Source organism: Phytohabitans maris (assembly GCF_031085175.1).
Lineage (GTDB): Bacteria > Actinomycetota > Actinomycetes > Mycobacteriales > Micromonosporaceae > Phytohabitans > Phytohabitans maris.
The window spans coordinates 1-24,584 of record NZ_JAVHUY010000028.1; the positions used below are offsets into that span (position 1 = coordinate 1).

The 24,584-nt window shown below is 73.3% G+C and carries 24 protein-coding genes and 2 pseudogenes; 8 read left to right on the forward strand and 18 right to left on the reverse strand.

The window, feature by feature from the left end; genetic code table 11:
• Positions 1–21 precede the first annotated feature (21 nt).
• A complete protein-coding gene (locus RB614_RS26710) occupies positions 22–1,008 on the reverse strand; it encodes an ABC transporter substrate-binding protein (protein WP_428983117.1) in 987 nt (328 codons plus the stop codon).
• A gap of 431 nt (positions 1,009–1,439) precedes the next feature.
• On the opposite strand from RB614_RS26710, the gene RB614_RS26715 reads away from it, so the two are divergent.
• From RB614_RS26715 to RB614_RS26730, 4 genes are all read left to right on the forward strand, one after another.
• Positions 1,440–2,432, forward strand: coding sequence for a LacI family DNA-binding transcriptional regulator (locus RB614_RS26715; RefSeq protein ID WP_308715510.1), 993 nt, complete (start codon positions 1,440–1,442; stop codon positions 2,430–2,432).
• 138 nt (positions 2,433–2,570) lie between these two features.
• On the forward strand, positions 2,571–3,188 hold the full coding sequence (locus tag RB614_RS26720) for a zinc-ribbon domain-containing protein (protein WP_308715393.1): 618 nt from the start codon (positions 2,571–2,573) through the stop codon (positions 3,186–3,188).
• A 77-nt stretch (positions 3,189–3,265) separates the two neighbouring features.
• Positions 3,266–4,555: an erythromycin esterase family protein gene (locus RB614_RS26725; protein ID WP_308715394.1), complete on the forward strand. Its 1,290-nt coding sequence runs from the start codon at positions 3,266–3,268 to the stop codon at positions 4,553–4,555.
• A gap of 75 nt (positions 4,556–4,630) precedes the next feature.
• The gene (locus RB614_RS26730) at positions 4,631–5,470 is read left to right on the forward strand and encodes an aldo/keto reductase (RefSeq protein ID WP_308715395.1); all 840 of its coding nucleotides are present in this window, start codon (positions 4,631–4,633) and stop codon (positions 5,468–5,470) included.
• Between the two features lie 6 nt (positions 5,471–5,476).
• On the opposite strand, the gene RB614_RS26735 is transcribed toward RB614_RS26730, so the two are convergent.
• Positions 5,477–5,890 carry a BP74-related protein gene (locus RB614_RS26735; RefSeq protein ID WP_308715396.1) on the reverse strand — a complete coding sequence of 138 codons (414 nt, stop codon included), beginning with the start codon at positions 5,888–5,890 and terminating at the stop codon, positions 5,477–5,479.
• A 146-nt stretch (positions 5,891–6,036) separates the two neighbouring features.
• Here RB614_RS26735 and RB614_RS26740 point away from each other — a divergent pair, with 146 nt between their 5' ends.
• Positions 6,037–7,263: a cytochrome P450 gene (locus RB614_RS26740; protein WP_308715397.1), complete on the forward strand. Its 1,227-nt coding sequence runs from the start codon at positions 6,037–6,039 to the stop codon at positions 7,261–7,263.
• A 458-nt stretch (positions 7,264–7,721) separates the two neighbouring features.
• On the opposite strand, the gene RB614_RS26745 is transcribed toward RB614_RS26740, so the two are convergent.
• On the reverse strand, positions 7,722–8,516 hold the full coding sequence (locus RB614_RS26745; RefSeq protein ID WP_308715398.1) for an SAM-dependent methyltransferase: 795 nt from the start codon (positions 8,514–8,516) through the stop codon (positions 7,722–7,724).
• A gap of 503 nt (positions 8,517–9,019) precedes the next feature.
• On the opposite strand from RB614_RS26745, the pseudogene RB614_RS26750 reads away from it, so the two are divergent.
• Positions 9,020–9,313, forward strand: a pseudogene (locus RB614_RS26750) (helix-turn-helix domain-containing protein); the annotation flags it as partial.
• 95 nt (positions 9,314–9,408) lie between these two features.
• Here the strand turns inward: RB614_RS26750 and RB614_RS26755 are convergent.
• The 6 genes from RB614_RS26755 to RB614_RS26780 all read right to left on the reverse strand — a co-directional run bounded on the left by RB614_RS26755 (position 9,409) and on the right by RB614_RS26780 (position 14,921).
• The gene (locus RB614_RS26755; RefSeq protein WP_308715399.1) at positions 9,409–10,017 is read right to left on the reverse strand and encodes an ATP-dependent Clp protease proteolytic subunit; all 609 of its coding nucleotides are present in this window, start codon (positions 10,015–10,017) and stop codon (positions 9,409–9,411) included.
• Positions 10,014–10,631, reverse strand: a complete 618-nt coding sequence (locus RB614_RS26760) for a ClpP family protease (protein WP_308715400.1) — start codon at positions 10,629–10,631, stop codon at positions 10,014–10,016. Before RB614_RS26760 ends, RB614_RS26755 begins: the two co-directional genes overlap by 4 nt.
• Before the next feature lie 75 nt (positions 10,632–10,706).
• Positions 10,707–11,690 (reverse strand): acetylxylan esterase, encoded by a 984-nt coding sequence (locus RB614_RS26765; protein WP_308715401.1) that lies wholly within the window; start codon positions 11,688–11,690, stop codon positions 10,707–10,709.
• A gap of 12 nt (positions 11,691–11,702) precedes the next feature.
• Positions 11,703–12,593: a carbohydrate ABC transporter permease gene (locus RB614_RS26770; RefSeq protein ID WP_308715402.1), complete on the reverse strand. Its 891-nt coding sequence runs from the start codon at positions 12,591–12,593 to the stop codon at positions 11,703–11,705.
• Positions 12,590–13,561, reverse strand: coding sequence for a carbohydrate ABC transporter permease (locus RB614_RS26775; RefSeq protein WP_308715403.1), 972 nt, complete (start codon positions 13,559–13,561; stop codon positions 12,590–12,592). Before RB614_RS26775 ends, RB614_RS26770 begins: the two co-directional genes overlap by 4 nt.
• Positions 13,562–13,565: 4 nt before the next feature.
• Positions 13,566–14,921, reverse strand: coding sequence for an ABC transporter substrate-binding protein (locus tag RB614_RS26780; protein WP_308715404.1), 1,356 nt, complete (start codon positions 14,919–14,921; stop codon positions 13,566–13,568).
• A 218-nt stretch (positions 14,922–15,139) separates the two neighbouring features.
• Here RB614_RS26780 and RB614_RS26785 point away from each other — a divergent pair, with 218 nt between their 5' ends.
• Positions 15,140–16,132 carry a LacI family DNA-binding transcriptional regulator gene (locus tag RB614_RS26785; RefSeq protein ID WP_308715405.1) on the forward strand — a complete coding sequence of 331 codons (993 nt, stop codon included), beginning with the start codon at positions 15,140–15,142 and terminating at the stop codon, positions 16,130–16,132.
• A 145-nt stretch (positions 16,133–16,277) separates the two neighbouring features.
• Here the strand turns inward: RB614_RS26785 and RB614_RS26790 are convergent, their stop codons facing one another.
• The 6 genes and pseudogenes from RB614_RS26790 to RB614_RS26815 form a co-directional block, all read right to left on the reverse strand.
• On the reverse strand, positions 16,278–17,057 hold the full coding sequence (locus tag RB614_RS26790) for an ABC transporter permease (protein ID WP_308715406.1): 780 nt from the start codon (positions 17,055–17,057) through the stop codon (positions 16,278–16,280).
• 32 nt (positions 17,058–17,089) lie between these two features.
• Positions 17,090–17,785, reverse strand: a pseudogene (locus tag RB614_RS26795) (ATP-binding cassette domain-containing protein); the annotation flags it as partial.
• Entirely contained in the window at positions 17,782–18,540 is a 759-nt protein-coding gene (locus RB614_RS26800) for a DapH/DapD/GlmU-related protein (protein ID WP_308715407.1), read from the reverse strand. The gene RB614_RS26800 and the pseudogene RB614_RS26795, both read right to left, overlap by 4 nt.
• Before the next feature lie 296 nt (positions 18,541–18,836).
• Positions 18,837–19,460 carry a response regulator transcription factor gene (locus RB614_RS26805; protein WP_308715408.1) on the reverse strand — a complete coding sequence of 208 codons (624 nt, stop codon included), beginning with the start codon at positions 19,458–19,460 and terminating at the stop codon, positions 18,837–18,839.
• Between the two features lie 669 nt (positions 19,461–20,129).
• On the reverse strand, positions 20,130–20,558 hold the full coding sequence (locus RB614_RS26810) for a DUF3618 domain-containing protein (RefSeq protein WP_308715409.1): 429 nt from the start codon (positions 20,556–20,558) through the stop codon (positions 20,130–20,132).
• Positions 20,555–20,953 (reverse strand): phage holin family protein, encoded by a 399-nt coding sequence (locus tag RB614_RS26815; RefSeq protein ID WP_308715410.1) that lies wholly within the window; start codon positions 20,951–20,953, stop codon positions 20,555–20,557. The genes RB614_RS26810 and RB614_RS26815 overlap by 4 nt, the downstream gene beginning before the upstream one ends.
• Before the next feature lie 190 nt (positions 20,954–21,143).
• Between RB614_RS26815 and RB614_RS26820 the strand changes: the two genes are divergently transcribed.
• Entirely contained in the window at positions 21,144–21,482 is a 339-nt protein-coding gene (locus RB614_RS26820; RefSeq protein WP_308715411.1) for an STAS domain-containing protein, read from the forward strand.
• A gap of 78 nt (positions 21,483–21,560) precedes the next feature.
• Here the strand turns inward: RB614_RS26820 and RB614_RS26825 are convergent, their stop codons facing one another.
• From RB614_RS26825 to RB614_RS26835, 3 genes are all read right to left on the reverse strand, one after another.
• Complete coding sequence (locus tag RB614_RS26825; RefSeq protein WP_308715412.1) at positions 21,561–21,944, reverse strand: DUF2267 domain-containing protein; 384 nt, start codon at positions 21,942–21,944, stop codon at positions 21,561–21,563.
• A 75-nt stretch (positions 21,945–22,019) separates the two neighbouring features.
• Positions 22,020–23,276, reverse strand: coding sequence for a BtrH N-terminal domain-containing protein (locus RB614_RS26830; protein ID WP_308715413.1), 1,257 nt, complete (start codon positions 23,274–23,276; stop codon positions 22,020–22,022).
• A 515-nt stretch (positions 23,277–23,791) separates the two neighbouring features.
• On the reverse strand, positions 23,792–24,544 hold the full coding sequence (locus RB614_RS26835; protein WP_308715511.1) for an NUDIX hydrolase: 753 nt from the start codon (positions 24,542–24,544) through the stop codon (positions 23,792–23,794).
• Positions 24,545–24,584: the final 40 nt, after the last annotated feature.

Here is a 24,584-nt window from a genome sequence, read left to right on the forward strand (position 1 = left end):
GGGGCGGCCACAGGGATTGCGTCAGTACTGCCGTTCGGGGAGGACGGCTTTGGCTTGTTCCTGGGTGAAGGTGGTCTCTTTGGTGATCACGCGGGGTTCGACGGTTTCGCCGGCGTGGACTTTTTGGACGAGGTCCATCAGTTGTGGGCCGAGTAGGGGTGAGCATTCGACGATGAAGTTGATTTTGCCGTCGGCGAGGGCTTGCATGCCGTCGTGGACGGCGTCGACGGTGATGATTTTGATGTCGGTGCCGGGCTTCTTGCCGGCGCCTTCGATGGCTTCGATGGCGCCCAGGCCCATGTCGTCGTTGTGGGCGTAGAGCACGTCGATGTCGGGGTTGGCCTTGAGGAAGGCTTCCATGACTTCTTTGCCTTTGGCGCGGGTGAACTCGCCGGTCTGGGAGGCGATGATCTTGAATTTGGGGTCGGTGGCGATGACGTCGCCGAAGCCTTTTTTGCGGTCGTTGGCGGGGGCGGAGCCGGTGGTGCCTTGGAGTTCGACGATGTTTACCGGGTCGGTGGTGGTGGTGTACTGGTTGACGAGCCAGTCGCCGGCTTTTTTGCCTTCTTCGACGAAGTCGGAGCCGATGAAGGTCTTGTAGAGGGTGGTGTCGGTGGAGTCGACGGCGCGGTCGGTGAGGATGACGGGGATGCCGGCGTCTTTGGCTTCTTTGAGGACGGTGTCCCAGCCGGACTCGACGACGGGGGAGAAGGCGATGATGTCGACCTTCTGTTGGATGAACGAGCGGATGGCTTTGATCTGGTTTTCCTGTTTTTGTTGGGCGTCGGAGAACTTGAGGTCGATCCCGGCTTGTTTGGCGGAGTCCTGGATTGATTTGGTGTTCGCGGTGCGCCAGCCGCTTTCGGCGCCGACCTGGGAGAACCCGAGGGTGATCTTCCCGTCGTCGGTGCCGCCGCCGGCACCGTCACCACCATCACCACCGCACGCCGTCATTGCCACGGCGGCCAGCAGGCCGGCGGCCACCGCTGCGGACCATCTCCTGAGCATCGCTTCCTCCTGCCACGAGAGTTGACGCGAACTGCCACGAAAGTTGATGCGAACCGTGCTAGGTGAGCGTTAACATAGACAAACGTGACGAGTCCCGCCGGGAGAACGGGGATCGTCGTGCTGCTGGCCGTATCCAGGGTCTTGAAGATCCACTAGCCACAGAAGATCGACGCGGGTCACGGAAGTGGCCTGTGTCACCTTCCGCGAACGAGAATGTTACCGTTCTCTACTCAGGCGTCAAGAGATGATCCCGATCTGTTGCCGATGCGTTGCCAGCGGGCAGGACTGACGCGGGCCGGCTCCGGGCGCTAACTTGTGATCGGTAACAACTGGGGTCAGGGGGCGATGTGGCAGCAAAGCGACCGGCGGCCGACGACGGGCAGGCCGCCCGGACCGACGGGGCGGTCGCGCCCCAGCCCCGCGGCTCGGTCATGCGCGACGTGGCCCGGCTGGCCGGCGTCTCGCACCAGACCGTGTCCCGCGTGCTCAACGAGCACCCCAACGTGCGGCAGGAGACCCGGCGCCGGGTCCTGGAGGCGATGCAGGCGCTCAACTACCGGCGCAACCTCGCCGCCCGCACGCTGGTCACCCGCCGCTCCGGGACGCTCGGCGTGGTCGGCCTGGAGACCACGCTCTTCGGCCCGGCCTCGATGCTCTACGGGATCGAGGACGCCGCCCGCACCGCCGGCTACTTCGTCACCGTCGCCTCGGTCCGCACGCTCGAGCGCCGCTCGGTGCTGGAGGCCGTCGACCGGCTCTGCCAGCAGTCCGTGGAGGGGATCGTCGCGATCGCGCCGAAGCCCGCGGTGACCAACGCGCTCGTCCAGGTGCCCTCCGGGCTGGCCAGCGTCGGCGTGGGCGGTGGCGCCGACGACGACGCCGTGCCGACCGTCCGGATCGACAACGCCGCCGGCGCGCGGCTCGCCACCCAGCACCTGCTCGACTTAGGACACTCCACAGTGCACCACGTCGCCGGGCCGCCGGACTGGCCGGAGGCGCGCGAGCGCGTCGAGGGCTGGCGCGGCACGCTCTACGCGGCCGGCGCGCCGGTGCCGCCGGTCGAGCCCGGGTCGTGGAGCGCGCAGTCCGGATACGAGCAGGGGCAGGCGCTCGCCCGCGACCCCGCCGTGACGGCCGTCTTCTGCGGCAACGACCAGATCGCCCTCGGCCTGCTCCGTGCGCTGCACGAGGCCGGCCGCCGGGTGCCGCACGAGGTGAGCGTCGTCGGCTTCGACGACATGCCCGACTCCGGCTACTTCCTGCCCCCGCTGACCACGATCCACCAGGACTTCGCCGAGCTCGGCCGGCGCAGCCTCACCGTCCTGCTCGACCAGATCCAGCACCCCGGCGACCGCCCGGCCGACCACGTGCTGCTCTCCCCGGAGCTGGTCGTCCGCGCGAGCACCGCGCCCCCTCGGGCGTGACCAGGACCGACATTCCACAAGAGACATTGAGCTGCCGCGACGCCCGTCGTGGTCCGGACCGTCGCGGGGTGCATTCCCGCGGCCTCACCCTCCGCGGTTTGACAACCCCGATGGCGTACCGCTGGTACCCTGCCCCGGGTGATCATCTTCGGACTTTCCGTCTTCTACTTCATGGGCCTGATCGGCAAGGGCCGGTTCGCCTGCCCCAACTGTGGCGGCGACCGGGACTACGAGCACCGCACCGCCCGCCGGTTCTTCACGCTCTTCTTCGTCCCGGTGATCCCGCTGGACAAGGTCGGCGAGGTCGTGCGCTGCCAGACCTGCCGGGTCCGCTTCGACCCCGCGGTGCTGGCCGCCCCCACGAGCGCCCAGCTCGCCAGCGCCCTCCCGGCCGGCATGCGCGCGGTCGCCGCGGTGGTGCTGCGCGCCGGCGGCACGTCCGAGGCCGCGATCGGCGCGGCGCTCTCCGCCGTGCGGGCCGCCGGCGCCGAGGGGTACGACGTGACGCACCTGCGGGCCGACCTCGACCAGCCCGCCGACGCGGCCGCCGAGCCGCTGCGCGCGCTCTCCGCCCACCTGACCCTGGACGCCCGCGAGCGCTACCTCGCCGACGGCGCCCGGATCGGCCTCGCCGACGGACCGCTCACGCCCACCGAGCGGGACGCGCTCGGCTGGCTCGCCAACGCCCTCGCCCTGACCCCGGCCCACGCGCTCGGCGTCATCACGACGGTCGAGCAGTCCGCCCGCATGGGGTAGCCGGCCCGCGCGGTTGAGCCACCCGCCCCCGGGTAACCGGTTGGTACGGCACAACCGAACCCGCCGGGAGGCAAACGATGTCACGGTACGGGGACGAGGTCGCCGCGCTTGCCGCGCCGCTGGAGGGTGCCGGCGACTTCGACGTACTGCTGGACCGGGTCGGCACGGCCCGGGTCGTCATGCTGGGCGAGGCCAGCCACGGCACGCACGAGTTCTACCGCTGGCGCGCGCAGCTCACCGAGCGGCTGATCGAGGAGGCCGCCTTCTCGTTCGTGGCCGTCGAGGGGGACTGGCCCGACTGCGAGCGGGTCGACCGCAGCGTACGGCTGGAGGACGGGGCACCGGAGGACCCGCGGGCCGCGCTCGCCACGTTCGAGCGGTGGCCGACCTGGATGTGGGCCAACGACGAGACCGCCGACTTCGCCCAGTGGCTGCGCTGGCACAACGCCCAGACGGAGCCCGAGGTACGCGCCGGAGTGCACGGCCTCGACGTGTACTCGCTGTGGGAGTCGCTGCGCGAGATCCTCGTCCACCTGCGCGAGCACGACCCCGAGCAGGTGCCGGCCGCGCTCGCCGCGTACCAGTGCTTCGAGCCGTACACCGAGGACGCCCAGCTGTACGCGCTGGCCACCCGCTTCGTCGAGCCCGCCTGCGAGAACGAGGTCGTCGACCTGCTCGTCCAGCTGCGCCGGCAGGCCCAGGAGGCGGACGGCCCGGCCCGCTTCGCCGCCTGGCAGAACGCCGAGGTGGTCAGCGGGGCCGAACGCTACTACCGGGCGATGATCCGCGGCGGCCGCGAGTCCTGGAACGTACGCGACCGCCACATGGACGCCACCCTCGCCCGGCTGCTCGACCACTACGGCCCGGAGTCGAAGGCCGTGGTGTGGGCGCACAACACGCACGTCGGCGACGCCCGCGCCACCGACATGGGCGAGCGCGGCGAGGTCAACCTCGGCCAGCTCGCCCGCGAACGGTACGGCGAGGACGACGTCGTGCTGCTCGGCTTCGGCAGCCACCACGGCACGGTGCTGGCCGGTGACGGCTGGGGCGCGCCGATGGAGGAGATGGTGGTGCCGCCGGCCCGCGAGACCTCCCTGGAGGGCGTGCTGCACGCGGCGGCGCCACGGCGGAGCCTCTTCGTCTTCCCCCGCGACGACCGGCCCGACCTGCTCACCGACACGCTCGACCACCGGGCGATCGGCGTGGTCTACCACCCGGAGCGGGACCAGTGGAGCAACTACGTGCCCACGACGCTGGGTGACCGGTACGACGCGTTCTGCTGGTTCGACGAGACCACGGCCGTACGCGCGATGCGGGTCCCGGCCGCGCCGGTCTTCGAGCCCGAGACCTACCCGACCGGCGCCTGAGCGGACGGCGCCCGACCGTGGGGAACGTGACGGCCGTCATGTGCGGGCCGGTCGCCGGCGGGGTTGGATGGAGCGATGACGCCGACTACCGCGCCCACCGTCACGCTGACCCACGGCGCCGAGATGCCGCGGCTGGGCCTGGGCACCTGGCCGATGGACGACAGCGCCGCCGAGGCCACCGTGGCCGCCGCGATCGAGCTGGGCTACCGGCTCGTCGACACCGCGGAGAACTACGGCAACGAGCGCGGCGTCGGCCGCGGCCTCAAGGCCTCCGGGGTGCCGCGCGAGGAGCTGTTCGTCACGACCAAGTTCAACAAGCGCTGGCACGGCGTCGAGCTGGCCGCCGAGGCGTACGAGCGCAGCCTCGACCTGCTCGGCCTGGACTACCTGGACCTGCTGCTCATCCACTGGCCCAACCCGGCCCACGACCGCTACGTGCAGGCCTGGCAGGGGCTGGCCCGGCTGCTGGAGCGGGGCCGGCTGCGGGCCGTCGGCACCTCGAACTTCAAACCCACCCACCTGGAACGGGTCATCGCCGAGACCGGGGTCGTGCCGGACGTCAACCAGATCCAGCTCAGCCCGACCGTGACCCGCGAGTCCGCCCGTGCCTACCACGCGAAGCACGGGATCGTCACCCAGTCGTGGTCGCCGATCGGCGGCCAGCGCAACGAGGTGCTGGGCGCGCCGGTCGTGGTCGAGCTGGCCGAGCGGCACGGCCGTACCCCGGCCCAGATCGTGCTCCGCTGGCACATGGAGCTCGGACTGGCGACGATCCCGAAGTCGACCGACCCGGTCCGGCTCCGGCAAAACCTCGACGTCTTCGACTTCTCGCTCACGGCCGGCGAGGTGGCCGCGATCTCCGCGCTGGACCAGGGCGACGCGGCCGGCGCCGACTCCGACGTCTCCGGCCACTGACCGCCGTCAGGGCAGCGGCGTCATCGCGACCACCCGCCCCGACCACGGGCAGTACCGGTCGCTGGTGAGCGTGCCGTTCTCCACGTCGGAGGGGAGGCCGTCGCAGACCTCGACGGCGAGGTCGACGAACTCCACGTCGCCCGGGTCTATGTGCCAGCTGTAGCCGACGTTGACCTCGGGTCCGGTGCGCACGATCAAGCCGTTCGGAAACTGGTCGCTCTGCTGGTTGAGGCTCGCGAAGGCGGCGGTGACGTCGGCGGCCTCCACCAGGTGGATCCGGAACTGCTCGACGTTGCCGCCCTCGCCGACCTGGATCGTCGCGACGTACTCGCCGGCGGTCGCGGCCGCGGCCGGGGTGGCCGGGACCGCCACGGCGGCGAGGGCCAGGGCGGACAGGACGGCGGTCAATCTGGCTCGCAAGGGGTGCCTCCTCTGCTCCGAAGGGACAGCGTCGAGTCGCCGTGGCCATCCTCCGCTTCGCCGCTTTCATCCGGCTTTCATCTTGGTTTCACCGGCTTCGATCCCGGGGTATAGGCCGAGGCCGCCGCACCGGCCACACTGGAGCGATGACAGGCAGCGAGCTCGCGGAGAGCTACGACCCGCTCGGCGCGCACCTCGCCGATCCGCACCCCTTCTACGCCGAGGCCCGGCGCAGCGAGCCGGTCTTCTTCTCGGCGCGGCTGGACGCCTGGGTGGTCACCCGCTTCGACGACGTCGACGCGATCCTGAAGGACCCGGAGGTCTTCTCCTCGGCCCACAGCCTCCGGCCGGTCCGGCAGCTGTACCCGGCGACGTTCGCCGCGTTCGCCGAGGGCTACCCGCCCAAGCCGGACCACATCACCTCGGACGGCGAGGCCCACCGCCGCCTGCGCGCCCCGTACACCAAGCGGCTCTCGCCCGCCGCGGTCAAGGCGCTGGAGCCGTCGATCCGGAAGCGAGCCGAAGGGCTGGTCGAGTCGTTCGCCGGGGAGGGCGGGGCCGACCTGGTCGCGCGGTACACCTCGCCGCTGCCGGTCGACACCACTGCCGACCTGTTCGGCATCGCCCCGGCCGACGTCGCCACCGCCAAGTCGGGCAGCGAGTCGCTGTTTCAGCTCGGCAGCGCCGACCTGACCGAGGCGGACGAGGCGGCCGCCGCCCGGGAGTTTGTCGCGTTCCAGCACCTGATGGCCGGCTACGTGCGCCGCCGGCACGCCGACCCCGAGGACGACCTGGTCAGCGACGTCGTCGCGGCCCTCGCCCCGGACCCGGAGCCGCTCACCTTCGACCAGGAGGCGGAGCTGGTCGGGACGATCTGCAGCACCATCGGCGCCGGCCACATCACCACCACCGACACCATCGGAAACGCCCTGCGGCTGCTGCTCGACCACCCCGACCAGTGGGAGCTGCTGTGCCGGCGGCCGGAGCTGGTCCCCAACGCGGTCGAGGAGGCCCTGCGGTACGAGGCGCCGGTGCCGACCCTCTTCCGCCGCGCCACCCGCCCGGCCACGGTCGCCGGCGTGGAGATCCCGGCCGGCGCGGACGTGCTGCTCGTCTTCGCCTCCGCCAACCGCGACGAGGAGCGCTACCCGGACGCCGCCCGGTTCGACGCGACCCGCGCCCCGAGCCGCCACTTCGGCTTCGGCGCCGGCGTACACACCTGCGTCGGCGCCGCGCTCGCCCGCGCCCAGGCCCGCGTCGCGCTCCAGGTCCTCACCGAGCGCCTCCCGACCCTGCGCCGGCCGGACCACCCGATCCGGCTCCGCCCCTCCATCAACGTCCGCGGCCCGCTCGCGCTCCGACCGCGCTGGTGACCCAGACACATGCGGCCCCGGTCCGCCTCGGCGGCGGGCCGCCTGCGCGGGTGCTTTCCGCGGGCACCGCTGCGGCCGGTTCCGCTCCACCGCCTCACCGCTGCGGGCCGCGTCTCACCCCGGCCGCCGGCGGGCGGATGTGTGTGTGCGGGAAGCTCTGGAGCTGCCCCGTCTGTGCGTGCGACCGCACAGCTTCGCGCACCCGCCGCGGGCTTCGGCGCGAGCGCCGTCTGGGGTGGGGCTTGTGCCGCGGGGCCGGCAGCGGAGGCCCGGGCACTCGGCGAGCGCCAGCTCGGCGCCGGCCATAGCGGTGCCCGCGGGAAAGCACCCCAGGAAAACGCTGCGCTGCGCTCCATGTTTCCCCGGGAACCCCGCGCAAACGGTCCGCAGCTGAGGCGGGCCGGGGCACATGCGGTCCGAAGAAGCGCCGGGAGGTGCGCCCCGGCTCCGAAAGCTCCCTACGGCTTTCGGCCGACGGCGCAGACGCGCCACGGCGCCACGTCGAGGTCGGTGGCGGCGGGATCGGGACGCCATTGTGGACACGGGACCACACCCGGCTCGAGCAGCTCCAGGCCGTCGAAGAACGCGGCGATCTGCGCGGGCGTGCGCAGCGCCTGGGGTGCGGAGCCGGTCTGGTTCCAGAGGCGCACCGCCTCTTCCAGCGGCGCGCTGACCCCGCTGATCGGATGCGCGACCGCGAGGTGGCTGCCGGACGGCGCGGCGTCCACGAGCCGCTTGACGATCGCCTGCGCGGCGTCGTCGTCCATGATGAACTGCACGACCCCCAGCATCATGATGCCGACCGGCCGGCTGAAGTCGAGCGTCTCGGCGGCGACCCGCAGGATCGTCTCCGGGTCGTGCGCGTCGGCGTCGATGTAGTCGGTCGCGCCCAGCGGGCTCCCGACGAGCAGGGCGCGGGCGTGGGCCAGCACGATGGGATCGTTGTCGACGTAGACGATGCGGCTCTCGGGAGCCGCCGCCTGGGCCACCTCGTGCGTGTTGTTGGCGGTGGGCAGGCCGGTGCCGATGTCGAGGAACTGGCGGATCCCGGCCTCGTCGACCAGGTGCCGGACCGCCCGGATCAGGAACGCGCGGTCGACCCGCGCCGCCTCCACGACGTCCGGCAGGACCTGGCGGATCTGCTCGCCGGCCTCCCGGTCCGAGGCGTAGTTGTCCCTGCCGCCGAGCCAGTAGTCCCAGACCCGAGCCGAGTGCGCGACACTCGAGTCGATCTTGACTCGCCCGCGGGCCACCTCTGGGCTCCCCTCCGTCACCGCGGCACCCTTCCACTCACGTTCGCGGCCGTCGAACGCGCACAGCCTACCGCGCCGGCGCCACCCGGGCCCGGCCGCCCGGCTCGGCGGCGGCCGCCCGCTCTGTCCACAGTGGGCGTCCGTCGCCCGGGAGCTCGCCGGCCGGAGCCGCCGGACCGCCCCGGCGCGGGAGTCCGGTATCCGGGCCGTGATCGGTGGCAGCCGTGGGGCGAACCCACCGTCCACAGTGGCGGCGCTCGGGTACCCGGGGTGGCGTGTGGTGGTGAAACCGCGGAGGGTGAGGCCGCGGGAAATGCACCCCAAGAAAACGCTCCGCTGCGCTCCACGTTTCCCCGGGGGCCCCGCGCAGCGGTCCGGACCACGACGGACAGAGCGGTAGCCCGGAGTCTTCGGCTCTTGACGTCGCTCCGCCAGAGTCGGGCCGGGCTACGCTGAGCGCGAAATCGGCGCTCGCCGCGCCGGCCCGCGCGTATGGTGAGGCGATGGCGGAGGTGGCGCACATCGGGCCGGGCGGGCGTCGCCGGCATCAGCCGCTGCTGCGCACGCTCGTCGGTGACGTGCTGCGGCGCCGGCGGCTGGCGCAGCGGCGCACGCTCGCCGACGTCGCGCGGGCGGCCCGCGTCTCGATGCCCTACCTGTCCGAGGTGGAGCGCGGCCGCAAGGAGGCCAGCTCCGAGGTCCTCGCCGCCGTCTGCGCGGCGCTGGGGCTCGACATCGCCGACCTCCTCGCCGAGGTGCGGCTCCAGCTCGTCACCGTCACCCAGGTCGCGCCGGTCCACCGCCCGCGGCGCCAGCACCCGGGCGCGTCGCCCGCCCGCCGGCCGGGCGACGTCGTGCTGCTCGCCGCCTGACCAAGGGCTCGCGGCGTGCCTCAGGCCGCCGTGCGCAGTTCGCGGGGGCGGCGTTCGATGACCCGGTCGGCCAGGCCGTAGGCCACCGCGTCGGCCGCCGACAGGGTCATGCTGCGGTCGGTGTCCTCACGGATCCGCGCCACGTCGTGCCCGGTGTGGCGGCTCAGGATCTCGTCCATCTCGGCCCGCACCTTCGACACCTCCTTGGCCTGTACCGCGAGGTCGGGCAGCGTGCCGCGGGCCTGGCTGGAGGGCTGGTGCAGCGTCACCTTCGCGTGCCGCAGCACCGACCTGCGGCCCGGGGTGCCCGCCGCCAGCACCACCGCGGCGGCGGAGGCGGCCTGGCCCACGCAGATCGTGGCGATGTCGCAGCGGATGAAGTTCATCGTGTCGTAGATGGCCGTCAGCGCGCTGAACGAGCCGCCCGGCGAGTTGATGTACATGCCGATCTCCTGCTCGTTCTGCGCCTCCAGGTGCAGCAGCTGGGCGATCACCACGTTGGCCACGCCGTCGTCGATGTCGGTGCCGAGGAAGATGATGCGCTCGGAGAGCAGCCGCGAGTAGATGTCGTACGCCCGCTCGCCCTGCGACGTCCGCTCGACGACGGTGGGGATGAGGTACTGGCTCACCGGCCCATCCCCACGAGCGTGCGCGCGCCGGCCGGGCGTACGTCGTCGACGCGGGTCAGGATGTGGTCGATGAGGCCGTAGTCGCGGGCCTCCTCGGCCGTAAACCACCGGTCCCGCCGGCTGTCCCGCTCGACCTTGTCGATGGGCTGTCCAGTGTGCTCGGACGTGAGCCGCAGCACCGTGGTGCCGAGCCGGTCGAGCTGCTCGGCGTAGATCTCGACGTCGGCCGCCGTACCGCCGAAGCCGGCCGAGCCCTGGTGCATCAGGATCTGCGCGTGCGGCAGGCTGAACCGCTTTCCCTCGGTGCCGGCGGTCAGCAGGAACTGCCCCATGCTGCCGGCCAGCCCCATCGCCAGGGTGCTGACGTCGTTGGGGATGAGGCGCATGGTGTCGTAGATGGCCAGGCCCGCGGTGACCGAGCCGCCAGGCGAGTTGATGTACAGGCTGATGTCGCCGCGCGGGTCCTCGGCCGAGAGCAGGAGCAGCTGCCCGCAGAGCCGGTTGGCGACCGGGTCGTCCACCTCCGCGCCGAGCACGAGGATGCGTTGGTGGAGCAGGCGCGCGGCCACCTGGTCGTCGAGGGTGCCAGCGGTCAGTCCGGCCAGGTTCGGCATGTGAGTCTCCCTTGAACAGGCGTCGTTGGACCCACGATGCGGCCGATCCGCGCGGCGCACCAAAGGAATCTGCTGTCAGCAGAGCAGGGGGCGCAGGAAGTCCAGCTGGCGGCGGAGCTGGTGCGGGCCACCGCCCTCGTGGTCGTTGAACTCCCAGACCACCATCTGCTTCGGGCCGGCGTAGTGGTGGTAGGCGGCGTAGACCGTCGAGGGTGGACAGACGCGGTCCATCAGCGCGACCGAGAAGAGCGCCGGCGCCGCGCACCGGGCCGCGAAGGACATGCCGTCGAAGTACGCCAGGGTGGCGAAGACCTCGTCGACCGGCTGGCGGTGGCTGGCGCACCACCGGGCCACCTCCGCGTACGGGCCGCGGTCGCTGATCCGCACCGCCCGGCTCCAGTGGCACAGGAACGGCAGGTCGCACAGGACGGCGGCGACCGGGCCGGCGAGCGCGGCGGCGGCGAGCGCGACGCCGCCGCCCTGGCTCACCCCGGCGACGGCGATCCGGTCGGTGTCCACCATGGACAGCCTGCGGACCGCCTCGACCGCGCAGGCGGCGTCGACGAACGCGCGCCGGTAGTAGTAGGACTCCGGGTCGCGCAGCCCGCGGACCACCGGCGGAGCGGCGTCGCCGCAGGCCGCGTCGGGGGTCTCGCCACCCTGGCCGCGGGCGTCGACGACCACGTGGACGTAGCCGGCGCTGGCCCAGAGCAGGTGCTCGACGGGGAGGCCGCGGCCGCCGCCGTAGCCGACGAACTGCACGAGGCAGGGGAGCGGTCCGGTGCTGGCGGCGGGCAGGGTCAGCCAGGCCTTGACCGGCTCCCCGCCGTACCCGGCGATGGTCAGGTCGTGGGTGACCACGGTGGACAGTCCGTTGTCGACGGCGGCGAGCCGAGCGGACGCCGCGCTCCCGGTGCGGCCGTAGGCGAGCGCGTGCTTCCAGAACAGGTCGAAGTCGGCCGGCTCGTCCCGCGGCGGCCGGTACGTGGCGAGCGCCGCGAGGTCGAGGTCGTACGCGGTCGGTGCCGGCGGGTCGCCGGCGTAGGGTACGTCGGGCACGCCTACTCCCTCTCACTTTCCCGATCCGGCCAGCAGGCCGCGGACGAAGTAGCGCTGCAGCGCGAAGAAGATCACCATCGGTACGGCCATCGCCACGAACGCCGCCGCGGTCAGCAGCTGCCAGCCCTGGCCGGTGGTGGCGCTGACCAGGTTGCTCACCGCGACGGTCAGCGGGGCGACACCCGGGTCGCCGCCGAGGAAGATGAGCGCGATCAGCAGGTCGTTCCAGACCCAGATGAACTGGAAGATGGCGACCGACGCGATGGCCGGCCCGGAGACCGGCACCGCCACCCGCAGGAACGCGGTCAACGTGGACGCTCCGTCCAGGGCCGCCGCCTCGAACAGCTCGTCCGGCAGCGCGGCGAAGAACGTCCGGAGTAGATAGACGGCGAACGGCAGCCCGAAACCCAGGTGCACCAGCCAGATTCCGGCGAACGTGCCGGTCAGCCCGGCCGCGTTGTAGAGGCGGAGCACGGGTACGAGCGTCATCTGCAGCGGCAGCGCGAGCAGCGCCACCATCGCGACCGTGACCGCGCGGCGCCCGGCGAAGGACATGCGGGCCAGCGCGAACGCGGCCACCGAACCGACCGCCACCATCGCGGCCACCGCCGGGACGGTGATGAGCAGGCTGTTGGCGAGCGCGGTGCCGAACCCGCCGGTGGCCAGCACGTCCCGGTAGTTGCCGGTGGTGAGCGTCCCCTCGCCGGCCCGCCACCAGCCGGTGGTGGAGATGTCGTACGCCGGCCGGAACGAACTGACCAGCAGCCCCAGCACCGGCACCGTCCACACTCCACAGACGAGCAGGAGCGTGAGGTGGGTGGGGATCCGGTGTGGACGGACCCGCTTCGCGGTCACGGTCGCCGGCCGTACGGTCGTGTCCGGCCGGGTCAGCAGCTGGGTCATCGGGTGCTCCCCCGGGTGGCGCGGGCGTTGAGGACCAGGATCGGCGCGGCGAGCAGGGTGAGCAGGACCGCGATCGCGCTCGCCCGGCCGTAGTCCTGGTCGACGAAGAGCTGCCGGTACATGAGGTTGGCGATGACGTCGGTGCGGTAGTTGCCGTTCGTCATCACGTACACGATGTCGAACGCCTTGAAGGCGCTGACCGCGAGGAGCGTGGCGGTGACCGCGATGGTCGGGCGCAGCTCCGGCAGCGTGACGTGGCGGAACGCCTGCCACGGGCCGGCCCCGTCGATCCGGGCCGCCTCGTGCAGTTCGGCCGGCACCGCCTTGAGCGCCGCGGAGAGGATGACCGTGGCGAACCCGGCGCTCATCCACACGCCGACGGCGATGAGCGCGGCGTTGTTGGTGCGGGTGTCCACGAGCCAGGCGACCGGGGCGGCGCCGGCGGCGGTGAGCACCGCGTTGAGCGTGCCGGTCTGCGGCAGGCCGGGCGGCCGGTACTGGTACATGAACCGCCAGATCACCGCGCCGGCCACGAACGGGATCGCGGTCGGCAGCACTACCGCCGCCTTGGCCACCGCCTCGTAGCGGACCCGGTCGGTCAGCACGGCGACCAGGAGCCCGACGGCGAGGCAGCCGCCGGTGAGCAGCACCAGCCACAGCAGGTTGTTGCGCAGCGCGGTGTGCACCTCGCCGCTGGTGGCCAGGTAGTGGTAGTTGTCCAGCCCGGCCCACGCGCCCGAGCCGGCGTCGCGCAGCGAGAGCCACACCGTGTTGGCCAGCGGCCAGGCGAGGAAGACGCCGACGGGCACCAGCGCGGGCGCCAGCCAGAGCCAGGGCACCAGCCGGCGGTGGAGGCGCTCCGGAAGCACCGCCTCCAGCCGGCCGACCAGCCAGAGCCAGCCGAGCACGAGCAGCGGTACGCCGACCGTGAAGGCGAGCGCGGCGAGCAGGCGGGTCGTCGGGACCATTGGCTCAGCCCTCGTACGCGCCGGCCCGGGCCCGCTCCAGCGTGGCGAGCTGGGCGTCCAGTGTGGACGGCTTCTCGACGTACGCGAGGACGGCCTTGAGGAACGCCTGGGTCATCGCGAGCGGCATCGCGTTCTGGGCGGCGTACTGCACGGTCTTCGCGTCGGCGTAGACGCTGGCGGCGCGGCGGGACAGCAGGGAGCTGTACGCGTCGAGCGGCGTGCGGCGGTTGGCGGCGATCCACTGGCCGGTGCCGGCGACCAGCGCGCTGAACTCGGGCGTGGTCACGTACCGCATGAAGGCCCGCCCCTGCGGGGTGTCCTTGAGCAGCGCGAGTGTCTCGCCGGAGATCTCGACCGAGCCGGCCCGCGCCGGGTCTACCGGCGGGAACGGGAAGAAGTCGATGTCGGTGCCGGCCACCACGCCGGGCACCGTCTGGGCGAGCGCGTTGCCGAGGAAGTCGGCCTGCACGTGGAGGTGGCAGGCGGGCGGGTCGGCGAAGAGCCCCTGCGGGCTGGAGTTGAAGTCGGTGGTGAGCACGGCGGTCGGGCCGCCGCTGACCTGCTCGGCGTCGGTGGCGATCGCGCCGAAGCGCTCGAACGCCTGCCGGATCTGCGGCGCGGTCCAGGGCAGCTCGCCCCGCCACCACTTGGTGAAGACCTCGGGTCCGGCCTGCTGCAGCACGAACTCCTCTATCCACACCGCACCCGGCCAGCCGCTGCTCGGCCCGGACTCCAGGCCGATGCACCACGGGGTGGTGCCGGTGGCCGACGTCCGCTGCGCCCAGCCGGCCAGCTCCTCCCAGGACGCGGGCGGCTTGGGACCCTGGTACGTCTTCGGGTCGTACCAGACCAGGCCCTGCACGGCCGTGTTGTAGAAGACGCCGTAGAGCTTGCCGTCCACAGTGGAGAGGCCGGTCAGCCCCTCCGGGTAGTCGGCGCGGACCGCGGCCATGTCGAGGAACGGGTCGAGCGCGACGAGCCGGCCCTGCTCGGCGAGCTGGGCGACCTGGCCGGCGCTGGGGTTGGAGACGACGTCGGGCGGGTTGCCGCCGGCGACGCGGGTCTGCAGGACGGCGAAGACGTCGCCGGTGCTCTCGTACTTGATCTCTATGCCGGTCGCCTCCTCGAAGGGGGCGAAGGTGCCGAGGTAGGCGTCGAGCTGCGGGCCGCTCAGGACGCCGAGCAGGTTGAGGGTACCGCCAGGTTTCTCGCCGCCGGCGGCGCGAACGGCGGCGTCGCGGGCGGCCTGGAGCCGGTCGGCGGCCTGCGCGGGTGGTGCCTGGGTCGAGGAGCCGGATCCGCCGCAGCCGGCGGTGAGCAGGACGGCGAGCGTGGCGGCGGCGAGGGGTCGCTTTCTCACGAGGGTGCCCTCCCTCTGTCGGTGGGGTGTGCGGTGGGGTGTCAAGCCATGACGGCAATGGAACGCCCGTGTTACAAACTTGTCAAGCGCTTCGCTCGAAGCACTTCGAAGAATCGGCTAACCTGGGTCCGTCGTCAGGTTTCAGGTCCCGGGTCCCGATGGCCGTCGGGTCCCGGGTGGTCGCCGGTGCGCTTCGGCGCCGGCGTGAGGAGGGCGATGTGACCGACAAGGTCACCATCTACGAGGTCGCCGCGCGGGCGGGCGTGAGCATCTCCACGGTGTCGCTGGTGCTCAACTCGCCCACCCGCGTGCGCCAGGCGACCCGGGAGCGGGTGCTCACCGCCGCCGACGAGCTGGGCTTCGTGCCCAAGGCCGACGCGGTCACCCGGGCCCGCAAGGGGGTCGGCCGGATCGGCGTGATCGCCCCGTTCAGCTCGTACCCGTCGTTCAGCCGCCGCCTGGCCGGCGTCTTCGCCGCGATCGGCGCGGAAGCCCTGGAGGTCGTGGTCTTCGACCAGCAGTCGGCCGCCTCGGCCAGCTCACCGCTGCTCGCCAGCCTCCCCATCACCCGCCGCCTCGACGGCCTCATCATCATGGGGCTCCCGCTGGAAGACGCGGTCGTCGAGCGGCTGCGCGCCCAGCGCCTCCCCACCGTCGTGCTCGACTCGCCCCGGCCGCGCTTCGAGGCCGTGGTCACCGACGACGAGGCCGGCGGCGAGCTTGTCGCGCGGTACCTGGCCGAGCGGGGCCACCGCCGATTCGGGTACGTGGGGGAGGCACAGCGTTCGCACGCCTACGTGTCGCCGTCGGAGAGCCGCCTCGCCGGCTTCCGCCGGGTGGTCGACGGGGGCCTGCCCGACGAGGCGGTGCGGCTCGTGCGGCACGACGTCGGCCAGGCGCGGGCGGCCACCCACGAGCTTCTGGACCTCGCCGACCCGCCCACCGCGATCTTCGCGCACGACGACACCCTCGCCGGCGGGGTGCTCGCCGCCGCGCGGGACCGCGGCCTGGCGGTGCCGGGAGACCTCGCCGTGGTCGGCTTCGACGACTCGGACCTGGCCCAGGCGCTGGACCTGACGACGGTCCGCCAGCCGTTCGAGGAGTCGGGGCGGCTGGCGCTGCGGGCCCTGCTCGACCAGATGCAGGGCAGCCCGACCGGCCGCCGCACGACGGTCCTCGACCTCGAACTCGTGGTGAGAGCCACGGCATAGGGCTACCGCGACGTCCGTCGTGGTCCGGACCGTCGCTCCCGCGGCCTCACCCGCCCCCCACCTCGGTGATCGAAGCTCCCTTCACGCCGCTAGAACGACGTGAGGGGAGCTTCGATCACAGCCCATCACCCCGACTTCGAAGGCTCTAGGTGGAGACCTGCCGGAAGCGGCGGACCGCCAGCGGCACGGCCAGCGCCAGGATGGCAGCCGTCCAGGCCAGCGCGGACGCGACCGCGCCGGCGGCGGGCTCGCCCCGCATCAGGGCCCGCACCGCGTCGATCACGGCGGTCAGTGGCTGGTGCGCGGCCAGCGGGCGCAGCCACGCCGGCATCGTCTCCACCGGCACCAGCGCGCTGGAGGCGAACATCAGCGGGAAGACCACCAGGATGCCGGCGGCGAGCGCGGCCTCACCGCCCCGGGCGCGCAGGCCGAGGTAGGTGAAGAGCCAGGTCAGCGCGTACCCGAAGGCGACCGTGAGCGCGACCGCGCCGGCCGTGGCGAGCGGGCCGCCGGGCGTCCGCAAGCCGACCAGCGTGCCGGCGGCGAGCATCGCGAGGACCACGAAGAGGTTGCGCCCGGCGTCGGCGAGGGTGCGGCCGGCCAGTACCGCCGGCGCCGACATCGGCAGCGTCCGGAACCGCTCGATCGTGCTGCTGGCCAGGTCTTCCGCCACGCCGACCGCGGTCTTCGCGCTGTCCCAGGCGACCACCTGCACGAGCACGCCGGGCACGAGCCAGTCGACGTACCGCATGCCGGGCGTGGCCACCGCACCGCCGAACACCTGCGTGAACAGCAGCACCAGCAGCACCGGCTGGGCCGTGGAGAGCAGCAGCAGCTCGGGCTGGCGGCGCCAGTGCCGCAGGCTCCGCCCGGCCAGCACGAAGGTGTCCGCGACGCTCCACCGTAGAGTGTCCACAGTGCTCACGCGGCCACCCCGGTCAGCGCCAGGAACGCGGCGTCCAGTGAGGAGCGTCCGGTGCGGTGCTTGAGCTGCTCGGCCGTGCCCTCCGCGACGACCCGCCCGTGGTCGACCACCACGACCCGGTCGGCGAGGCGGTCGGCCTCCTCCAGGTACTGGGTGGTGAGCAGCACGCTCGTCCCGGCCGCCACCAGCTCGGCGACCACCGTCCAGAGCTGCTCGCGGCGCAGCGGGTCGAGCCCGGTGGTCGGCTCGTCGAGGAAGAGCACCGGCGCGTGCGCGACCAGGCTGGCGGCGAGGTCGAGGCGGCGGCGCATGCCACCGGAGTACGTGCGGGCCAGCCGGTCGGCCGCCCCGGCCAGGTCGAAGCGGTCGAGCAGCTCACCGGCCCGCCGCGCCGCCGCGCCCCGGGACAGTCGGTGCAACCGTCCGAAGAGGACGAGGTTTTCCCGCCCGGTGAGCCGCCCGTCGACCGCCGCGTACTGGCCGGCGACGCCGATCGCCGCCCGTACCCGCCGGGGCTGCCGGACCACGTCGAAGCCGGCCACCTCCGCGCGGCCGCCGTCCGGCGCGAGCAGCGTGGTCAGGATCTTGACCGTGGTGCTCTTGCCGGCCCCGTTGGGGCCGAGGAGCGCCAGCACGCTGCCCGCGGGCACCTCCAGGTCGACGCCCCGCAGCGCCGCGACGCCCTGGTACCCCTTGCGCAGCCCCTCGGCCCGGATGGCCGCCCTCACGCCGCGATCCGGTGCTGGCGCGGCGGGGCGAGGTCGTGCAGCAGCGCCAGCCGCTCCGGGGTGAGCGGCTCGCGGAAGAGCGCCAGGTGCTCGCGGATCACCGCCGGCGGCCACTCCCACCAGCGCAGCTCGAGCAGGCTCTCCACCATCGGGGCGGGGAAGCGCGGGCGCAGGTGGCGGGCGGGCACCCCGACCACCACCTCGTAGTCGGCCACGTCGCGGGTCACGACCGCGCCGGCGCCGACCACCGCGCCCACACCGATCCGCACGCCGGAACGGATCGTCGCGCCGGCTCCGATCCACGCGTCCGCGCCGATCGTCGTACGCCCCACGGCCGGCCAGGGGTCGTCGCAGAAGCCGAACTCGTGGTTGACCGGGAAGACGTGCGTCGTCGGCAGCTGCGGCCAGTGCGGGCTGGCGCCCACCGTCACCTTCTCGGCGATGCCCGCGTACGGGCCGACGTCGGTGTTGAACAGCGAGGCGAACCGCCCCACGATCGAGTACGGCCGCACGCTGCTGGACCACAGCAGCGCGTACTCCATGATCAGAGCGTTGCGCTCGACGACGGTGTCCTTGAGCTTCACCTGGTTGAGGCTGACCGTCGCGCCGTTGCGCCGGGCCCGCAGCACGGTGAGGAGGTTCGCCAACGAATAGGTGCGCGGCCACGCATTGACGGTCTTGGGCATGATCTCGCCGGCCGGCGGCGCCGCGGTGGACACCAGGCCACCGGTGAGCGTGGCGGGACTGATCGTCATTCCGTACCCCTCGTGATTGGATTACCCGTTCGCTGAGCAACGATAGGATCGGATCGCGCAATGCGTCGTCGGCCGCGCGATCGAATTCCCCATTCGCCATTCCGCCGGTCGGCGGAAAATGTGAATTCGGAATGTCGGCGGAGCGTCTCCGGTGGGTCCTGCGGGTGCCACGCCGTGACCCGCGGCACCCGGCCCGCGGCCGGGGTGGGTTGTGAAACCGCGAAGGGCGAGGCCGCGGGAGCAACGGTCCGGACCACGACGGGCGTCGCGGCAGCTCGAATCTTGGAATGGATCTGCTAGGTCAGGCCGTGGCTGTGGGCGAAGACGGCGAGCTGCACGCGGTCGCGGAGCTCGAGCTTGGTCAGCAGCCGGGAGACGTGGGTCTTGACGGTGGACTCGCCGAGCACGAGCTCGTGGGCGATCTCGGCGTTGGTGCGGCCGTGCGCGACCAGCCGCAGCACGCTGCGCTCCCGCTCGCTGAGCCGGCGCCCGCCGTTGGCGCGGGGGACCGCCGGGGCGGCCCGGTAGAGGTCGAGCAGGCGGCGGGCGAACGGCGGCGACAGCCAGGCGTCGCCCCGCGCGACCGCGCGGACCGCGGCGATCAGGCTGGTGCCGGCCTCGGCGGTGAGCACGAACCCGTCGACGCCGGCCCGCGCCGCCCGGTCGACCGGGACCTCGTCGGCCGCGCCGGCGAGCAGCACGACCCGGGTGGCGGCACCCTCGCCGCGCAGCGCGACGGCCGTGGGGAGCGCGTCGGTGACGACGACGTCGGGCGCCAGGCGGGTCGCCGCGGCCACGGCGGTCGGGCCGCCCGCGGTCTCGGCGGCGAGCGCGAAGTCGTCGACCGCGAGCAGCACGGCGCGCATGCCCTCACGCAGCATGGACGGCTCGGCCACCAGCATGATCCTGATCATCGGCATGCGTCTTGTCCCCCCGGATGCGGGCTAATTGTAGCCCGCTCCGGGATGCCGGGCGGCCGGCTCGAAAATGCGATATCCGACCGCCCGGTAAATTGCTCGTGAAGTCGATCCTGAAATCGTAACTTCGGTTTTATGTTTCCGGCGGATTATGTATCGCGATCCGGAGTATTGCCCGGCCGGCCTGAGCGAAGTGGCCCTTCGGACGGGCCCGGAAGAGCGGTTCGGTGCCGGAGAGGACGGCCGCCGTGCCGCGTGGGCCGACCCGGAGGCCGCCGCCGCCCGGCCGGCCCCGCCGGTGCCGTCGTCGCGCCGCGTGACCATCCCGCTCCGGGCGAGCGGCGCGTCCACCTGGGACCGGGCGGCGGCGGTGAGGACGGCCGTGGGGACCGGCCGGCCGTCGAAGCCGAGCTCGCGGAGCACGAACGGCTCGTCCGCGGCGACCGCGGCCGCCAGCACCGGCTTGGCCAGCGGCGTGCGGGCGGCGGGGAACCGTGTGCCCCGCCGCTCGGCGGCCACCCGCCGGCCGGTGTGGACGGTCGCGGCCCCAGAGCGGGCGGTGGCTCCAGCCGGAGATGTCGTACATCTGCGGGACGAGACCTCGTTGCGCTCCGGATCGTTGCCCGGCTCGCGGGTGGTACCCGCTCCGGCGATTCGCCTAGGCCGGTGGCGTCAGCGGCGCCGTGCGCGGACCGTGGCGCGCCGGCGGCGCAGGACCACGGCGGTGCCCAGCGCGGCGACCACCCCGGCCGCCGCGGCGACGGCGGGTGCCGGCCGGTGCCGTACCCGCTCGGTGACCTGGCCCGCCCGCAGCGCGGCCTGCTCGCTCACCGAGTGCCCGGCGTCCCGCGCGCGGTGGCGGGCGCCGGCGACCGTGCCTTTGGCGCGGGCCTCGATCTCCCCGGCGCGGGCGGTGTCCCGGACGCGGTCGCGGGCGTCCGCGACGGCGTCCTTGGCCCGGGCCTTCACGTCCGCCTTGGCGGCGAGCGCCGAGACCGTGTCGCCCAGCTCATCGCGGGTCACCTCGATGTCCGCGCGGATCGCGTCGGCGTCGCCGGCCGGTGGTGGCGGCGGTGGTGTGGGCTTGTCGTCCGCGGTCATCGGTGTACCTTCTCCCGCACCTCGCCGAGGTCGGCGCGGAGGCTGCCGGCCGCCTCCCGGGGCACCGGCGGCACGCCGCGCGCCACCTGGCGCCGTCCGGCGAGCGCGAGCACGCCCGCGACCGCGAAGAGGGCGGCCGCGACGATCAGGGCGGACAGCCACCCGGGCAGCGCCTCGGCGAGGGCCAGGCCGGCGGCGGTGAGCAGGGCCGCCAGGCCGAACAGCGCGATCACACCGCCGCCACCCAGCAGGCCGGCGCCGGTGCCGGCGCGCTTGCCCTTCTGCACCATCTCGACGCGGGCTAGGGCCAGCTCGTCGCGGACCAGGCGGGAGATCTGCTCGGCGGCCTGGCGGACCAGGTCGCCGGTACCCGCGCCGCGTGCGGCGTCGGACATCGTCGTTCCCTCCTCACTGACGGGTCGCCGCCCGGGGCCGAACACCGGCGCGGAACGCGGTCATGCCCAGGTCATGCCCGGCGCCGACCAGCTCAAACACGAAGGGGTGACCGGCCGGCCCGAGGGCGTAACGCGTACGCCGGGCGGGGCGCTCTTCCCTACGGTGGACCCGACCCGATGGAGGACGACCATGATCGACGACCTCGGCGCGGCACCGGCCGGGCTGGTGGTGACCGCCGTCCCGGCGGGCGGCGGCGTACGGCTCGTGGTCGTCGGCGAGGTCGACGTCATCTCCGCCGGGCAGTTCCGCGAGTACCTGGGCGGGGCGCTCGACATCGGGCCCGCGGCGCTCACCGTCGACCTGGCCGGTGTCACGTTCCTGGACTCGTCGGGGCTCAGCGCGCTCGTCTACGCCCACCACCGCGCCCGCGACGAGCGCGTCCCCTTCGTGGTCGCCGACCCGCAGCCGCAGGTGCGCCGGCTCCTCGACGTCACCGGGCTGCTGACGGTGCTCACCGAGCAGGGCTGACCGGTTTCGCGGCGGTTTCAGGTCTCGCGGCGTTTCGGGTCTCGGGTTTCGCGGTGCCTTCGGGCGCGGGAGGTGGGGTCAGCGGCGGCTGGTGCCGCCGGCGGCGAGGCTCGCCAGGTCGTCCGGAAGCTGGGCCAGCGTGTCCATGAACTCCTTGTAGCCGACCACGTCCCGCAGCGCCCGCAGCACCGCGACGATGCCCGCCTCGGCGGTGGCGAGGTCCACACCGGTGGACTCGCCGACCCGCCGGACGAACTCCCCGTACGGAAACACCTCCGGGTACTCCTGCCCCTTCGTGAGGTACGGCCGCAGCTCGTCCGGCACCCGGTCGGCGAGGTCCGCCGCCTCCCCGCCGCTGATCCGCTGGGTGAGCGTGCTCAGCGTCGCCTCGGTCAGCGCCTCGGAGACGTCCGTGGTGGTGCCGGTCCACTCGGCGACCTTGTGGATGAATGCGAGCTCCATCCGCCCACCGTCCGGGCGACGGGGTGAGCCCGGATCACCCGCCGCGGGTGGGGCCCCGACCCCCGCCGGGTGGGCCTACGCCAGCCGGCGCAGCGCCTCAACCGCGTCCCGCTCCGCCTCGTACACAGTGGACACATGGGTGGCGAGCGCGGCGAAGTCCACTTCGGCCGGTGGCTTCTCGTACATGTCCGCGCGCAGCGCCCACAGCTCGCCCGCCGCCTCGGCCCGCGCCGTCGCGCCGTCGTCACCGGCCGCCACGCCGGCGGCCAGGTCCGCGGTCAGCTCGCGCAGCCGCTGGTACTCCGGCACGTCCGCGGGGAGCGCCGCCTCGGCCAGGTCGTGCCACCGCCGCCCCGCCTCCCGGAACGCCTCGGCCGCCGCACCCGTCTCGCCGACCAGCGGGGCCGCCTCGTCGAGGAAGTCCGCGTACAGGTCGCGCAGGTGCCCGCCGCTCATGCCGACCGGCTCGACACCCTCCCAAATGGACAGCAGCGCGTCGGTCAGCCCGCGGCCGTCCGCGAAGACCCGCGGCCAGCCCTTGGCGTTGCGCGGGTCGGCCACCAGCCGCGCCCACTTGCCCCAGGCCGGCACCGCGAAAGACGCCGACTCCCCGCCCAGGTGCGCCACGCAGTCCACGATCCCCGCGCGCACGAGCGGCGCCAGGTCCGCGGGCGCGGTCACCGTCTCCGCCACCACCAGATTGTTCTTGTACGAGGAGACGCGCCCCCGGGCCCGGTCCAGTGTGGAGCGTTCGACGGTGAGCGGAGCGAGGTTGCGGTCGTCGACGCGCACCGCGTCGCCCGTGGCGGCGTACACGACCACCGGGTGCCCGCCGAACCCGTCGATGTGTGACGGCAGGTGCCAGTACCCGATCAGCTGCCGGTCCGGCCACACGATGGCCGGCTGGCCGGCGTCGAGCCGCGCGCTGAGCTCGGCCGCCGCGCCCTTCGCCCCGGACGTGGCGTGCACGTGCGCGGTGGCGCCGAGCCGGTCGAGGGTGCGGGCGGTCCAGTCGATGTAGTTCCACCGGTACCGGTAGCCGAGCGTGAGGTTCGTGTACCGGTGCTCCTTGAACTCCCACAGGATGTAGCCGGCGCCCAGCCCGCCGCCGATGCCGAGGACCGTCGCCTCGGACAGGCCCGGCACGCCGGCGTGCGCGAGCAGGTTGGCGATGTTGGCCGAGTCGGGGTGGATGCCGCCGCGCAGCGCCCAGCCGTGGTCGGTGGGTGCCGGCTCGGCGCCGACGACGTGCCGCCGAGCCGTGCTGTAGCGCTCGCCGGTCCGGGCCATGCGCGCGCGGATCCGCGCCTTGAGGTGCTTGCCGCTGGTCATCGTGCGTCCTTCGCCTGGCCGCGCGCCACCGCCGACCCACGCTCGCACGGCCGCCGCGACCATCGGGTGCGAACAGACTGCACGGACCGAACCACATCCCGAGGCCGGAAAACCCCTTTGCCTCCGCACCGCCGGGTCGCGTGGGGACCCGGTCAGGAGGTTGGGCGCGGGAACACGCCACCCGCAGCATACCCCCTGCCCGGGTCGGTCAGGGGTCGGCGTCCGGGGCCGCTTCGCCGGCGGGCCTCAAGCCCGACGGGGGCTCGCTCGGGTCCGAGCTGGCCGAGCGGGTCGTCGCTCTGCCGGCTCGGGGTCGGCGTGCCGGCGTCGCTTTGGCCGGGCCGCTCAGCTCGTGCGGGGGGCTCGGCCGGACGGGGGCTTGCTCGGGTCCGTGTTGGCCGAGCGGGTCGTCGCTCTGCCGGCTCGGGGTCGGCGTGCCGGGCCGCTCAGCTCGCGCGGGGGGCTCAGCCCGCGCGGGGGCTCAGCTCGCGCGGGGGCTCAGCTCGCGCGGGGGCTCAGCCGGCAGGTGGGCGGGGGATGGCCGGGTGGAGGTGGGCGGTGGTGCCGCGGCGGTAGAGCTCGGCCCAGCCCCGCCCGGTCGCCAGCTTCTCCCCGGTCGGCTCCACGAACCCCGGCGTCGACAGCACCTTGCGCCGGAAGTTGGCCGGGTGCAGTGGCACGCCCCACACCGTCTCGTACACCCGGCGCAGGTCGGCGACCGTGAACGGCTCGTCCAGGAACGTCGTGGCAAGCCCGGTGTACTCCAGCTTGGCCCGGGCCCGCTCCACCCCCTCGGCGAGGATGCGGCCGTGGTCGAAGGCCAGGACGGCGCCGGACTCGATGTCGGCGATCGGGCGGTACCGCGCCTCGGCGGCGTCCGTGCCGGCGATCGGCATCGGCAGGTCGGGAACCAGCGCCAGATAGGCCACCGAGACCACCCGCATGCGCGGGTCCCGCCCCGGGTCGCCGAACGTCGCGAGCTGCTCCAGGTGGGCGCCGGCCCGGAGCCCGGTCTCCTCGGCCAGCTCCCGCGCGGCCGCCTCGTCGAGCGTCTCGTCCGGGCCGACGAAGCCGCCGGGCAGCGCCCAGCGCCCCCGCTGCGGCGGCTCGCCGCGGCGGATCAGCAGCACGCACAGCTCACCGTCGCGCACGGTGAGGATCACCAGGTCGACGGTGACGGCGACCGGCGGGAACGCCCGCGGGTCGTAGCTGGCGAGGAAGCTCCGGTCCTCGTCGGTGAGGTAGTTGTCGACGGTCACGCAGAGCATTCTACTCACGATGAGTTGTGTAAAGACTCAAAGTGAGTCA

Excerpts from the sequence above, each read along its gene's own strand:
- RB614_RS26715 (WP_308715510.1), top strand. The coding sequence starts at position 1,440 with ATGCGCGACGTGGCCCGGCTGGCCGGCGTCTCGCACCAGACCGTGTCC.
- RB614_RS26725 (WP_308715394.1), top strand. The coding sequence starts at position 3,266 with ATGTCACGGTACGGGGACGAGGTCGCCGCGCTTGCCGCGCCGCTGGAG.
- RB614_RS26835 (WP_308715511.1), bottom strand. The coding sequence starts at position 24,544 with ATGCTCTGCGTGACCGTCGACAACTACCTCACCGACGAGGACCGGAGC.
- RB614_RS26815 (WP_308715410.1), bottom strand. The coding sequence starts at position 20,953 with ATGTCCGACGCCGCACGCGGCGCGGGTACCGGCGACCTGGTCCGCCAG.
- RB614_RS26810 (WP_308715409.1), bottom strand. The coding sequence starts at position 20,558 with ATGACCGCGGACGACAAGCCCACACCACCGCCGCCACCACCGGCCGGC.
- RB614_RS26820 (WP_308715411.1), top strand. The coding sequence starts at position 21,144 with ATGATCGACGACCTCGGCGCGGCACCGGCCGGGCTGGTGGTGACCGCC.
- RB614_RS26800 (WP_308715407.1), bottom strand. The coding sequence starts at position 18,540 with ATGACGATCAGTCCCGCCACGCTCACCGGTGGCCTGGTGTCCACCGCG.
- RB614_RS26770 (WP_308715402.1), bottom strand. The coding sequence starts at position 12,593 with ATGACCCAGCTGCTGACCCGGCCGGACACGACCGTACGGCCGGCGACC.
- RB614_RS26710 (WP_428983117.1), bottom strand. The coding sequence starts at position 1,008 with ATGCTCAGGAGATGGTCCGCAGCGGTGGCCGCCGGCCTGCTGGCCGCC.
- RB614_RS26805 (WP_308715408.1), bottom strand. The coding sequence starts at position 19,460 with ATGCCGATGATCAGGATCATGCTGGTGGCCGAGCCGTCCATGCTGCGT.
- RB614_RS26760 (WP_308715400.1), bottom strand. The coding sequence starts at position 10,631 with ATGCCGAACCTGGCCGGACTGACCGCTGGCACCCTCGACGACCAGGTG.
- RB614_RS26830 (WP_308715413.1), bottom strand. The coding sequence starts at position 23,276 with ATGACCAGCGGCAAGCACCTCAAGGCGCGGATCCGCGCGCGCATGGCC.
- RB614_RS26775 (WP_308715403.1), bottom strand. The coding sequence starts at position 13,561 with ATGGTCCCGACGACCCGCCTGCTCGCCGCGCTCGCCTTCACGGTCGGC.
- RB614_RS26730 (WP_308715395.1), top strand. The coding sequence starts at position 4,631 with ATGACGCCGACTACCGCGCCCACCGTCACGCTGACCCACGGCGCCGAG.
- RB614_RS26740 (WP_308715397.1), top strand. The coding sequence starts at position 6,037 with ATGACAGGCAGCGAGCTCGCGGAGAGCTACGACCCGCTCGGCGCGCAC.
- RB614_RS26825 (WP_308715412.1), bottom strand. The coding sequence starts at position 21,944 with ATGGAGCTCGCATTCATCCACAAGGTCGCCGAGTGGACCGGCACCACC.